Source organism: Ralstonia sp. PBBBR1 (genome assembly GCF_002256165.1).
Lineage (GTDB): Bacteria > Pseudomonadota > Gammaproteobacteria > Burkholderiales > Burkholderiaceae > Ralstonia > Ralstonia thomasii.
In genome coordinates this window covers 252219-264836 of sequence record NZ_NKIL01000004.1, presented here as the reverse complement: position 1 = coordinate 264836, position 12618 = coordinate 252219, and the positions used below count along the sequence as shown (strand labels likewise).

Annotated in this window: 14 protein-coding genes; 9 read left to right on the top strand and 5 right to left on the bottom strand. The window is 64.1% G+C overall.

Annotated features, from left to right (window positions below):
• Position 1 precedes the first annotated feature (1 nt).
• The 3 genes from pgaC to CFE42_RS07395 all read left to right on the top strand — a co-directional run bounded on the left by pgaC (position 2) and on the right by CFE42_RS07395 (position 2904).
• Positions 2-1285 carry a poly-beta-1,6-N-acetyl-D-glucosamine synthase gene (gene pgaC / locus CFE42_RS07405; protein WP_004631327.1) on the top strand — a complete coding sequence of 428 codons (1284 nt, stop codon included), beginning with the start codon at positions 2-4 and terminating at the stop codon, positions 1283-1285.
• Positions 1282-2292: a hypothetical protein gene (locus tag CFE42_RS07400; protein ID WP_004631328.1), complete on the top strand. Its 1011-nt coding sequence runs from the start codon at positions 1282-1284 to the stop codon at positions 2290-2292. Before pgaC ends, CFE42_RS07400 begins: the two co-directional genes overlap by 4 nt.
• A gap of 381 nt (positions 2293-2673) precedes the next feature.
• Positions 2674-2904: a hypothetical protein gene (locus CFE42_RS07395; protein ID WP_004631329.1), complete on the top strand. Its 231-nt coding sequence runs from the start codon at positions 2674-2676 to the stop codon at positions 2902-2904.
• Between the two features lie 169 nt (positions 2905-3073).
• On the opposite strand, the gene CFE42_RS07390 is transcribed toward CFE42_RS07395, so the two are convergent.
• Both CFE42_RS07390 and CFE42_RS07385 read right to left on the bottom strand, forming a co-directional pair.
• The gene (locus CFE42_RS07390) at positions 3074-3409 is read right to left on the bottom strand and encodes a hypothetical protein (RefSeq protein WP_037044269.1); all 336 of its coding nucleotides are present in this window, start codon (positions 3407-3409) and stop codon (positions 3074-3076) included.
• A 13-nt stretch (positions 3410-3422) separates the two neighbouring features.
• Complete coding sequence (locus tag CFE42_RS07385) at positions 3423-4346, bottom strand: LysR family transcriptional regulator (protein WP_004631331.1); 924 nt, start codon at positions 4344-4346, stop codon at positions 3423-3425.
• Positions 4347-4472: 126 nt separating this feature from the next.
• Here CFE42_RS07385 and CFE42_RS07380 point away from each other — a divergent pair, with 126 nt between their 5' ends.
• The 4 genes from CFE42_RS07380 to CFE42_RS07365 all read left to right on the top strand — a co-directional run bounded on the left by CFE42_RS07380 (position 4473) and on the right by CFE42_RS07365 (position 9911).
• A complete protein-coding gene (locus CFE42_RS07380; RefSeq protein ID WP_004631332.1) occupies positions 4473-5561 on the top strand; it encodes a tartrate dehydrogenase in 1089 nt (362 codons plus the stop codon).
• Positions 5562-5807: 246 nt separating this feature from the next.
• Positions 5808-7094: a glycerate kinase gene (locus CFE42_RS07375; protein ID WP_004631333.1), complete on the top strand. Its 1287-nt coding sequence runs from the start codon at positions 5808-5810 to the stop codon at positions 7092-7094.
• Entirely contained in the window at positions 7091-8509 is a 1419-nt protein-coding gene (gene pyk, locus CFE42_RS07370; RefSeq protein ID WP_004631334.1) for a pyruvate kinase, read from the top strand. The genes CFE42_RS07375 and pyk overlap by 4 nt, the downstream gene beginning before the upstream one ends.
• Before the next feature lie 100 nt (positions 8510-8609).
• Positions 8610-9911, top strand: a complete 1302-nt coding sequence (locus CFE42_RS07365; RefSeq protein WP_004631335.1) for an MFS transporter — start codon at positions 8610-8612, stop codon at positions 9909-9911.
• Between the two features lie 145 nt (positions 9912-10056).
• Here the strand turns inward: CFE42_RS07365 and CFE42_RS07360 are convergent, their stop codons facing one another.
• From CFE42_RS07360 to CFE42_RS07350, 3 genes are read right to left on the bottom strand one after another with little or no spacing between them, the layout of a single operon-like run.
• Positions 10057-10251: a hypothetical protein gene (locus tag CFE42_RS07360; protein WP_004631336.1), complete on the bottom strand. Its 195-nt coding sequence runs from the start codon at positions 10249-10251 to the stop codon at positions 10057-10059.
• A gap of 35 nt (positions 10252-10286) precedes the next feature.
• Positions 10287-10670 carry a hypothetical protein gene (locus CFE42_RS07355; protein WP_037044272.1) on the bottom strand — a complete coding sequence of 128 codons (384 nt, stop codon included), beginning with the start codon at positions 10668-10670 and terminating at the stop codon, positions 10287-10289.
• Between the two features lie 58 nt (positions 10671-10728).
• Positions 10729-11100 carry a hypothetical protein gene (locus tag CFE42_RS07350; RefSeq protein WP_152458820.1) on the bottom strand — a complete coding sequence of 124 codons (372 nt, stop codon included), beginning with the start codon at positions 11098-11100 and terminating at the stop codon, positions 10729-10731.
• On the opposite strand from CFE42_RS07350, the gene CFE42_RS07345 reads away from it, so the two are divergent.
• A complete protein-coding gene (locus CFE42_RS07345) occupies positions 11099-11356 on the top strand; it encodes a hypothetical protein (RefSeq protein WP_004631338.1) in 258 nt (85 codons plus the stop codon). The two genes, CFE42_RS07350 and CFE42_RS07345, sit on opposite strands and share 2 nt — an antisense overlap.
• Positions 11357-11366: 10 nt before the next feature.
• On the top strand, positions 11367-12617 hold the full coding sequence (locus CFE42_RS07340; RefSeq protein ID WP_037044275.1) for a phosphatidylserine decarboxylase family protein: 1251 nt from the start codon (positions 11367-11369) through the stop codon (positions 12615-12617).
• Position 12618: the final 1 nt, after the last annotated feature.

Here is a 12618-nt window from a genome sequence, read left to right as displayed (position 1 = left end):
GATGGTGGACGCACTCGCCGCCAAGCGCTGGATCTCCGGCTTTGTCTTCTACTACCCGTTCTTCATGTCGTATTTCTGGATGATCGGCGGGCTGCTGCATTACTTCCTGCTCGAACGGGGCACGCAGAATGTGCGGCATCCGCTGGCGCTGCTGGGGGTTAAGAGCTACCCCAAGGTGTCGATCATCGTGCCTTGCTACAACGAGGAGGCGAACGTGCGCGAGGTGATCAGCCACCTCGTGCGCATGCGGTATCCGAACTACGACATCATCGCCGTGAACGACGGCAGTTCCGACCGCACTGGTGAACGCCTGAACGAACTCGCTGCGGAATACCCGCAGCTGGTGGTGATCCACCAGTCGTCAAACCAGGGCAAGGCGATCGGCCTCACCACCGCCGCGCAGGTGACCGACGCCGAGTACCTGATGTGCATTGATGGCGATTCGATCCTGGATGTGGATGCGATTGCCTGGATGATCCGCCACCTGATGGAGAACCCGACCATTGGTGCGGTGACAGGCAACCCGCGCATCCGCACGCGTTCGACCTTGCTCGGGCGCATGCAGGTGGGCGAGTTCTCGTCGATCGTGGGACTCATCAAGCGGACGCAGCAGATCTATGGGCGGCTGCTGACGGTGTCGGGCGTGGTCGTGATGTTCCGCAAGCACGCCATCGAGGATGTCGGCTACTGGAGCAACGACATGCTCACCGAGGACATCGACATCAGCTGGAAGCTGCAGGTGGGCGGCTGGATGATCCGCTATGAGCCGCGCGCGCTGTCGTGGATCCTGATGCCCGAGACCTTCCGCGGCCTGTACAAGCAGCGCCTGCGCTGGGCCAAGGGCGGTATCCAGGCGCTGATCAAGTACGCGCCGGCGATGGCGAGCCTGCGGCAGTCGATGATGTGGCCGATCTTCTTCGAGTACGCACTGTCGGTGGTGTGGGCGTACAACATGCTGATCGTCATCACGTGGTCGGTGCTCGGTTTCTTCATTACCCTGCCGCCCGAATGGCGTATGGAAGCGCTCCCGCGCTGGCACGGCACGCTGCTCTTCATCACCTGTGTGCTGCAGTTGCTGGTTGGTTGCTTTATCGATCGCCGCTACGACGACAACATCCTGCGCTATTTCATCGACACGGTCTGGTATCCGGTTGCGTTCTGGATCCTGAACCTTGTCACCACGGTGGTCGGCTTTCCGGCCGTCGCCTTCCAGCGTACGCGTGCCCGTGCCCGCTGGACCAGCCCTGACCGGGGCATCCAACAACAACAGGGGAATTCGCCATGACCATGCTCGTCATTGATGTTTCGCGAAACTCGATCCGACAGTCGTTTTCGGACAAGGGTGTCGTCGGTACCTTGCACCACGTGCTGTGGTTCCGCATCTTCCGGCCGGTGCTCGTGATCTCGATCTGGGGCCTGCTGGGCCTGTACGTGGGCTACTCCATCAGCAGCGTGGGCCCGAGCGGCCTGCCGTTCGAGCAACTGCGCATGTACGGCAACATCATCGCCGGCATGGGCGGGGTGCTCGTGGTGTGGATGGTGCTGTCGCGGCTGGACCGCGCCATTCGCCGCAAGATCGCCCGTGCGCCGGCAGCGCCGGCTGCCTCCGCCGGTGCTGCCGCTCGCGCGTCGCGTGGGGGGCTGCATGGGCAGCAGCAACCCGCCTGGCAGCGTCCGCGCAATACGCGCCTGCTGGTGGTCGACCACGACGATGACGGCGATATCACCCACGTGCGCTCGTGGCAGGAGTGGGCGGGCCGCCCCGCACCTGCCGGCACCGCCACACCGCCCACGCCGTTTACCCGCAGCCCGGAATACGACCCGGACGAGCCGGTGCTCGGCTCCCGCCCTGTCGGCGAGGCGATCGTTCTGAAGAACCTCGACCGCGAAGAGCCCTCGCTGGCACGCGTTGATGCGCCTGCACAGCAACCGCGCGACGTCGTGAAGGCCGTGGATGCGGTGACAGCCGATGCCGCGGGCTTCCACCGGTTTGGCTATCGCGGCCGCCTGGGCCGCAGCGATTGGGTCGAGCCGCAATCGCCCGACTCGCCGGCGCAGACGTACGCGATTCGGCCCGGCATGGCCCGCCATTACGGCAGCGTGACCGCCGTGGTGCATGGCCGTGCTGCAGTGCAGGCAGCGGACCGTGCCACGGAACGCCATCGCGCACTCCATGCATTTGGTGCGCATGCACAATTGGACGACCCCTACGCGCGACTCCAGCGCGTCGAACGCGTTGACCCGCTGCATGGCTTTGGCCGCCGCGCCAACGTCGTCGCCGACGACGTGTAAGGTCAACCCAGAGCGCAGTGCTCAGCGCCCCGGTGATGCGAGTCACCGGGGCGCATTCTTTTGTGCAATTGACTTAGCGCAAACGGAGGAGGGCGGACTTTTCTGCAATGCGCAATCGTTGCCGCCTGTGCGCTGTACGGCACGGCAAACGGTTGGCGGACCACCATCGACCAAGGGGTCGCAGATCTCCTCGCACGACGCACGGGATTTGCCCTCTTGAATGCGGCTGCGCACGTGCCTATGCTGGCTTCTCCTGCAAACCCAGCTGCTCTCTCCCGGTGTTCTCGGCGGCTCTTGCAGTGCTCATGGTGTCAGTGAAAACCACGCCCGCCCACCCGCACCGATTGCGTGCGACGGCCAACAGACAAGCTGGAGCCAACTGTGCTGAGTCCCCATGAATTTGCTGTCTTGCTTCTCGTCAACGACGGTGCCGAATCCGACGACCTCGACCGCGCCGACGTCGAAGCGCTCATCGAACGTCAGCTCGTGACGCTGGAGCGCCGTGGCCCGGATCATTGCTATGCCCGGGTGACTCTCCAGGGCTACGCGCTACTCAAGGCATCCGGACACGTTCGCACCAGCGGCCGCCGAACGGTCGCCGTGTCTCACTAGGCCATCCTCCTCATGGCAGTGCAGCCAGTCGCCGCCTGGGCGCAAAGTCCAGGCGTCAAGTGACGTGCCTGCGGTCGATACAAACAGAAACACACCGTCGGTGGCCCGGGCGCAGCTTATGCGCGCGCCTGCGCGCCACGGGGCCGGCTTCTTGCTCAATTGCAGAGGCCTATCCTGAAATTTCGACGCACCAGCCGTCGGGGGTAGGCACGCATGACAACTCAAGAGGAGCCACCCCATGAAAACCAAACACACCTTGCTCGCTGGGTTGTTTGCTGTCGCCGGTACTGCTGCCCTTGCGCAGCCCATGCCGCCAACACATCCGGAAGACCATGGTCATGAACGTGCCGAACGCATGGAGCGTGAGCGACACATGGAGCGCCGCGACGAGCACCGTGACCTCCGTGCCGAGCATCGCAACATCCGGCGTGACCGCGAAGCCCTGAAGCTCCGTGAGCACGAGGCACGCGAGTGTGCACACGAGGTTCATGAAGACATGGAACATCGCTGATCGGGCGTCATCCCATACGGGTCTTTTCGAACCTGCCCATCAGAAAATCCACGAACAGCCGGATGCGAGATGAAAGCTGATGGCGTTGGTGGTACACCGCATAGACGTCCGCCTCGGGCGTTGCGTATTGCGGCAACACCTGCACGAGCCGGCCGCTCTTGAGATAGCGCTCGATATCCCATTCGGCGCGCATGACAATGCCGTGCCCCTCCAGCGCCCAGTTCACCGCGATCTCGCCGTCATTGGTGGTGAGATTGCCGCGCACGTGCACGGTTTCGGTCCGGCGCTTGGCACCTTTGCCGGATGCCAGCCTCCACACACCATAGGCATCGCTGCCCTGGCGGATACCGATGCAGTTATGGCGCGCCAGCTCGGCCGGCGTTGTGGGCGTTCCGCGCTCGCGCAGGTAGGCGGGCGACGCGCAGAGCAGGCGCCGGTTGGATGCCACCTTGCGCGCGACGATGCGTGCATCGGGTGGCTCGCCAAAGCGCACACACACATCAAACAGGTCCTCATTCAGTGGGGGCGGGTCGGCAGAGAGTTGCAGTTGCACGTCCACGTCTGGATACGCCTTTACATACTCCGAGATGGCCGGCGCGATGTGCATGCGCCCGAAGCCGAGCGTGGCGTTGACGCGGAGCAGGCCGCTGGGGCGGCCCTTGGCCTGTGTGAGCAGTTGGTCCAGATCGTCGATCTCGCCCAGGATGCGACGCGCACGTTCCAGGAGGACCTCGCCTTCCGGGGTGAGGCTCATGCGCCGGGTCGTGCGCGTCACGAGGGGCATGCCGATGCGCGCTTCCATCTGCGCCAGGCGCTTGCTGACTGCGGGCGTGGTGATGCCCAGATTACGCGCCGCCGCGCTCAGGCTGCCGGCGGTCGCCAGCGCTACGAAAAAGCCGAGTTCTGCAGGTTGGACGCCAGGAGCCGACACCGTTTTACCTTTAACTCATAGTTAAGAATGGATTAACTTTAGAGCCGATCAGCAACCGTGTCCACGCCGGAGAATCGCTGCACACCCCACGGCGACGCACCGCCGGTTCCATTCAGGAGACACCCCATGAAGACATACCGTATTGCAACCATCCCTGGCGACGGCATTGGGAAGGAGGTCGTGCCGGCCGGTCGGGAAGTCATGGAAGCGCTGGCTGCCGCGGGCGCCGGCTTCGGCTTCGAGTTCGAGAACTTCGAGTGGGGCGGTGACTATTACCGCCAGCATGGCGCGATGATGCCGGAGGACGGCCTGGACGCCCTGCGCGACAAGGACGCCATCCTGTTCGGCTCGGCCGGTGACGCGCAGATTCCCGACCACATCACGCTGTGGGGGCTGCGCCTGAAGATCTGCCAGGGTTTCGATCAGTACGCCAACGTGCGCCCGACACGGATCCTGCCCGGCATCGACGCGCCGCTAAAGCGCTGCGGCCCGAAGGATCTCGACTGGGTGATCGTTCGTGAAAACTCCGAAGGTGAATACGCCGGCGTGGGCGGTCGTGTGCACCAGGGCCACCCGATCGAGGCTGCCACCGACGTGTCGATGATGACCCGAGCCGGTGTCGAACGGATCATGCGCTTCGCCTTCAAGCTGGCGCAGTCGCGTCCGCGCAAGCTCCTGACTGTCATCACCAAGTCCAACGCCCAGCGCCATGCCATGGTGATGTGGGACGAGATCGCCGTGCAGATTGCCAAGGAATTCCCAGACGTGAAGTGGGACAAGGAACTCGTGGACGCCGCCACCGCGCGCATGGTCAACCGCCCGGCCACGCTCGACACCATCGTTGCAACCAACCTGCACGCCGACATCCTGAGTGATCTGGCCGCCGCGCTGGCCGGCAGTCTGGGTATCGCGCCCACCGGAAACATCGATCCGGAGCGCCGGTACCCGTCCATGTTCGAGCCGATCCACGGTTCGGCCTTCGACATCATGGGCAAGGGGCTGGCCAATCCAGTCGGCACCTTCTGGTCGGTCGTGATGCTGCTTGAACACCTCGGCGAGACCGAGGCCGCGCGTCAGGTCATGGCTGCCATTGAAGCGGTGACCGGCAACCCGGCACTGCACACCGGCGATTTGGGGGGCAAGGCGACCACTGCGCAGGTGACCCAGGCCGTCTGCCAATACCTCGCTACGAACCGAACAGCCAAAGCCGCATGACAGCGGGGCGGGCCAGGAGGCTCGCCCATGAGACCGTCCCCGCACGAAAAGCACGTAATCACTGAAGCAGACGAAAAAGAGCTGCAGGCGTGTGTCAACTACAAGGCAGATAGGAGACAGCAATGACTCGACGCGTGTTCGGCGAGCCTTGTGCCTGCTCGGTGGTAAAGCGCACCCGGCAAGCTCGGCATCCCGCTGTGCCATCTCTGCGCCAGCGCGCTGCTGGCTAACCCGATGAGACATGACATGCGCGACGACACCGCCCGCAAGCTGCTGCGCGATATGTTTGACGCTGCTATCGCCGCCGCGCAGCCGGCACTGACGTTGCCCACGTATCTGCCGGAACGCCCGAAAGGCCGCACGATCGTGATTGGAGCGGGGAAGGCGTCGGCCGCGATGGCGCACGTTTTCGAACAGGCGTGGGGCACATCGGTGAACGGGCTTGTCGTGACGCGTTACGGATATGCCGTCCCGTGCAAACAGATTCGCATTGTCGAAGCGGCACATCCCGTGCCGGACGCCGCTGGCCTTCTGGCCGCCCGCGAGATGCTCGACCTGGTGTCGGGGCTCACGGAGGATGACCTGGTGGTCTGCCTGATCTCGGGCGGCGGCTCATCACTCCTGCCGCTACCCCTGCCGGGTATTTCGCTTGCCGACAAGCAGGCCGTGAACCGTGCGCTGCTGGCCTCCGGCGCGACCATCACCGAAATGAACTGCGTGCGGCGCCATCTTTCTGCCATCAAGGGCGGACGCCTGGCTGCGGCCTGTTATCCGGCGCGCGTCTGCAATCTGCTGCTGTCCGACGTGCCAGGCGATGATCCGGTCGATATCGCGTCTGGGCCTACCGTTCCCGATACGTCCACGCTGACCGATGCGCTCGACATCATCCGCCGTTACGACATTGCGATTCCTCCGCCGGTGCGCAATGTCCTTACCTCTAAAGACGCGGAGACCATCAAGCCGGGCGAGACACGCCTGCCGCGCATCGAAACCCGGTTGATCGCCACACCACGCATGGCGTTACAGGCTGCCGCGCGTGTGGCCCGCGAAGCCGGCCTCGCCGCATACGTTCTGGGCGACGCCATCGAAGGCGAAGCGCGCGACGTCGGCAAGGTGTTAGGCGGCATGGCGCTGGAGGTGGCGCGCCACGCTGAACCGTTCCCGGTCCCGTGCGTGTTGCTCTCGGGCGGCGAGACAACGGTCACCGTTCGCGGCAAGGGCAGGGGCGGGCGCAATGTTGAATTCCTCTTGTCACTCGCGCTCGCATTGCGCGGGCAGCCTGGGGTTCACGCGATTGCGGGCGATACCGATGGCGTCGATGGGTTGGAGGAGATCGCCGGCGCCATCGTCACACCGGACACATTGCAGCGCGCCTGGCAGCTCGGCCTCCGTGCGCAGGACGCGCTGGCTTGCAACGATGGACACGGCTTCTTCGAGGCGCTGGGCGACGCGGTTGTGACCGGCCCCACGATGACCAACGTGAACGACTTCCGCGCGATCCTGATCGCGCCTGATTTGGAGCAACTCCCATGAGACGCCTGCGCAACGCGAAGATCGTCGCCACCCTGGGCCCGGCGAGTACCACCCCGGAGGTTATTGACGCCCTGTTCGAGGCGGGGGCCGATGTCTTCCGGCTGAACTTCAGCCATGGCACACACGACGACCACCGGCGGCGCCTGGATACGATCCGCGTGATCGAGCGCGAGCGCGGCCGGCCCATCGGTGTCCTGCTGGACCTGCAGGGTCCGAAGCTGCGCATCGGTACCTTCGAGAATGGTCCCGTCAAACTGACTTCCGGCGATGCATTCCGACTCGATCTCGACCGCGATGCACCCGGCTCGCACCAGCGTGTCGGCATGCCGCACCCGGAGATCTTCGCCGCTCTGCACAAGGGCACGGAGCTGCTACTCGACGACGGCAAGATCCGGTTGCGCGTAGACACCTGCGGCGCTGATTTTGCAGACACCACCGTTGTCAACGGCGGCACGTTGTCGGATCGCAAAGGTGTGAACGTGCCGGGCGTCGTGCTGCCTCTGTCGGCGTTGACTGAGAAGGACCGCCGCGACCTCGATTTCGGTCTGACACTCGGCATCGACTGGATTGCGCTGTCGTTCGTCCAGCGGCCCGAAGACATCCGGGAGCTCAAGGCGATCGTCCAGGGGCGCGCCAGCATCGTCGCCAAGCTCGAGAAGCCTGCCGCCATTCAAAGCCTGGAAGCGATCATTGACGAAGCGGATGCCGTGATGGTGGCCCGCGGTGACCTTGGCGTGGAGATGCCTGCCGAGCAGGTGCCTTCCATCCAGAAGCAGATCGTGCGTGTTTGCCGCAAGGCGGGCAAACCGGTGATCGTTGCCACGCAGATGCTCGAGTCGATGATCACGGCTCCGGTGCCCACGCGCGCCGAGGCATCCGACGTTGCTACCGCTGTCTACGATGGCGCTGATGCGGTCATGTTGTCGGCGGAATCGGCATCCGGCCGCTATCCGATTGAAGCCGTGACGATGATGGACAGCATCATCCGACGGACCGAATCCGATCCGCTCTATCACGACGCCATCCAGGCCTCCCATACGCCTCCGCGCGCAGACGCCGCTGATGCCATCGGCTATGCGGTGCGCCATGTGGCGGGGCTGCTCAAGGTGCCCGCCACCGTCGCCTACACCAGCTCCGGATACTCCGCGCTGCGCATGGCGCGGGAGCGCCCCGAAGTGCCGATCCTCGGCATGACGCCACGCATGGCCACTGCGCGCCGGCTGGCGCTTGCCTGGGGCGTGCATGCGGTGTTGTGCCACGAAGTGGTCGACGTGCTGGAGATGACAGAGCTGGCCAGCCGGACCGTCCTCGACGAGCACTTCGGCGAGCGTGGCCAGTCCATCGTGATCTCTGCGGGGCTGCCCTTCACGGTCGCCGGCACGACCAACCTACTGCGCATCGCGCAGGTTCAGTGATGAAGCATGCAGGAACGTGACCAGCGAAGTGCGATGAGAACTCGATAAAGAAAGAGCCCGCACCGAGCTTGGGATTGTATGGAGCACCAAGGAGACAAAAATGGAACTAGATATCGAAAAGCGTACGCTGCGCAAGATCAGTTGGCGCATCGTGCCGTTCATCATGCTGCTGTACTTCATCGCCTACATCGACCGGGTGAACATCGGCTTTGCAGCCCTGACGATGAAGGCGGACCTCGGCTTTACGGCGTCGATTCTTGGCCTTGGAGCGGGCATTTTCTTCTGGGGCTATTTCCTGTTTGAAGTGCCCTCCAACATCGTGCTGCACAAGATCGGGGCGCGCATTTGGATTGCCCGCGTCATGGTCACGTGGGGGATCATCTCGGCAGCGATGGCCTTTGTCCAGGGGGCAACCAGCTTCTACATCATCCGGTTCCTGCTTGGCGCCGCAGAGGCTGGATTCTTCCCCGGCATCATCCTGTATCTCAGCTATTGGTTTCCGGCGCGTCACCGGGCAGGGGTCACCGCATTCTTCATGGCTGCCGCGCCACTGTCCACCGCACTGGGCTCGCCGATATCTGCCGCATTGCTGGAAATGCAAGGTGTGATGGGGCTGGCTGGCTGGCAGTGGATGTTCATTCTCGAAGCCATTCCGGCATTCATTCTCGGCGTGGTGGTGTTCTTCTACATGACGGATCGCCCGGAACAGGCGTCCTGGCTGAAAGAAGACGAACGCGCCTGGCTGGTCAAAGTCATGCACGAGGAATCCAGCAGCAACACAGCGAGCGCCAATCACAGCATTCTGCGTGGCCTGGCTGATCTGCGGGTGATCGCGTTGGCGCTGATCTATTTCGGCACCTCCGCCGGCCTCTACACGCTCGGCATCTGGGCGCCCCAGATCATCAAGCAGTTGGGCATGTCGTCCATGAGGGTTGGTTTGCTGAACGCCATTCCGCCAATTGTCTCGGTGGTCGCGATGGTCTTCTGGTCTCGCCATTCCGATCGGAGTGGGGAACGTACGTGGCACGTCGTGATTGCGTGCGTGGCTGCCGCCGTGGGTCTGGTGGTGGCCGGCAGTGCCAGCGGTGTGATTGGCCTCATCGCGGCACTCACGCTTGTGAACGTCGGGATTAGCTGCGCCAAGCCGCCGCTCTGGAGCATGCCCACGATGTTCCTGTCCGGGGCGGCCGCCGCCACTGGCATCGCCACCATCAACTCAATCGGCAACCTTGGCGGTTTCTTTGGCCCCGCGATGATCGGCTGGATCAAAGACCGAACCGGTAGCTTCGCAGGCGGACTCTATTTCGTCGCCGGCCTGCTCATGCTCTCGGCTGTGCTCACGCTGGTGATGTCATGCACGCAGAAGTCGAAGGCGGCTGCAGCGCAGGCCGTGGCTCACTAAACCGGCCTTCACCTCAGCTCTTTCCCACACGCCAATTGGAAGCGCCCCCGTGCTTGAACGCATCAACAAGCAGCTCAGCTTCATCAAGTAACGCGGTATCCCGAGTCTGTCGCGCATCGCGCGCACACGCCGAGGAGGTTGGTGCTCACCCTCCGCCAATCCCCTGAATGATCTTGCCGCTGCCCTCGCAAGACGGGCACGGGCTGCCGCCGTCGCGTTGGCCCGTCCCGTTGCACTCCGGGCAGATCGCTTCGCCGCTGCCGGGCGCTCCGGGCGCCGCTTCGTCGCCGGGTGCAGCGGGTGCGGGCGGCGTGCCGGGGAGTGGATTTTCATTGTTCATGAGGTGCTCCTGCGCGTGGCGCGGTACGTGTCGTTTCAAGGGTGTGTGGCCGGAATGTTCGCCGGGCTGGCGGGTGGACGCTCCCGCCCCTGTGGGCTGCCGCCGGTCGACTTGTCCTTGACCACGTTGCCATTCCTGTCTTGATGCGAAGTGGAACCCGTGCGCGGTACGTATTCGCCGGAAGGATTGGCGCGGTCGTTGCGCGTGCGGTTGCGCGTGGTATCACGCCCCGTGGGGCTGTCGGTACGGCTTGTGGTGCCAGTCGCGGTGGTGCTGTCTGCGCGGGCTGCGCGTGCGTTGTCGCTGCTGCCGGATTGGCCGCCCGTTGCTTGTGCGAATACCGCGCCGCCGCCCAGTGACATGAACATTGCGGCCGCCGCGCACAATGCACGTGCCGGATAGGTGGTGCGATGCATCATCGTCCTCTCGTGAAGTGTCAGTGTCGGTGCCACCGACGCAACTCGCGGGCCCGTGCGGCTACTTGCCGGCGGCCAGCCGCCGCGCATCTTTGAGGGCAGTCACGATGTCGGGATAGGCGCCCTCGCGCGCGGCCGGGTCCGGGGCGCGAAGTGCGTAGGAAGGATGCCAAGTTGCCAACACCGTACGCCCTTCATGTCGCACCGGCCTGTTGAAGTGGTCTTGCAGGCGTGCGCGTGCATCGCCAAGCGACGCCGGCTGGTGCGGGTCGGTCTCATCGGGCTCGGGGAGGTGGGCGGCGGCGCTTTCATCGGCGGGAATCCTGCGGGAGGAATTCTCAGCAACCTCAATGCCACCGCCGCTGCTGGAACGCGGGTTGCGTGGGGTCTCGGCCTGCACATGTGTATCGCAATCTCCGTGGAGCCGGCCCATGCGCGAGCCATTTGAGTCGTACCTGATGTACTTCCTGATCCCGCTCATGGCGCTATCCGTTGTCGCGCAGTTGCATTGGGATGAGGTGCTCGGCTTGTTCGGCATGGGGTCTGCATCGCGCGATTTTTCGCTGCGCTGGAAAGATCTGCCCCTGCCGTGGGGCTATGTCGCGACCGTCTTGTTGGTTTTCTTGGTGCTGGAGCTGTTGTCGTATGCGGAGGAACTGGTGCGTTGCCTGCGGCAACGGCGCGCTTAAGGAGGACTCTTTGGAAGCTGCATCGAACGTTCCGTTGGACCGGCGCCGCCGGCTCGGCAACTGGTTGCCCGAAGGCGAGGCGCAGCTGGCGGCGTTTCGCACCGAGCTTGTGGCACAAGCACTGTCACGTCCGTCAAAGACACCCTCGGTGGCTGCCGTGCGCGGGCTCGCCAGCCTGATCGATGGCGAGCCCGCATTGCGCATGCACCTCGCCCGGGCCATCGACGAAGCGAGGGACCGAGGATACGAACTTGGCTACCAGGACAGCACAGAATTGCTGCTTGCCATCGACCACATCGTTACGTGCGCGCCGCGCTTCAGCCAAAAGGCCTTGGTGATCTGTCCGCTCAACGCGTTGCTCGACTGGCCGATGTGCATGCCTTCCGGTTATGCGCTGTTCCGTGATCGACGCTTCAACGATGCACTCAAGGCGGTGCTCAATGGCTGGAGCGCTTTCCTCGGCGGCCCGCATTCGCGTGCGTACCTGAACACGCACGAGCCGGACGGCTGGTTCAGCCCCGAAGCGACACGGCGTATCGGCATGGAGCAGTTTCTGTGTGATCCGTCGCTGCCGTATTGGGGCTTCACCTCGTGGAACGACTTCTTCACGCGCCGCTTTCGTGCCGGCGTGCGGCCGGTCGCGGGCGAGGACGACAACAAGCTGATCGTCAGCGCCTGCGAGGCAGCGCCCTACAACATCAGCCACGACACACGCTATGAAGATGCGTTCTGGATCAAGGCGCAACCGTACTCATTGCGCGACATCTTCGGGCCGGACAAGGCGCAGTTGGCGGAACGCTATGCCGGCGGCAGCGTGTATCAGGCGTTCCTGAGCGCCTACAACTACCACCGCTGGCACGCGCCCGTCGCCGGTACCATCGTTGATACCTATCATGTGGACGGCACGTACTACTCGTGCGTGGAATCCGAGGGCGCCGACCCGGAAGGGCTGAACGATTCGCAAGGCTACAGCGCGGCCATGGCCGCCCGCGCCATCATCACCATCGCCTGCGACGACCCGGACATGGGCACCGTGGGTTGCGTGTTCATCGGCATGGCCGAGGTGTCGTCGTGCATGGTCGACGTGACGCCGGGCCAGCATGTACGCAAGGGGGAGGAGCTTGGCTTCTTCCAGTACGGCGGCTCGACGTACTGCCTGTTCTTCGAGCCCGGCGTGGTGGATGCCTTCGTTGTGCAGCCGCCGTTTTCGCACGACACGCCGCCGGTGCGCGTCAATGCGGCACTGGCGCGTGCCCGATAGC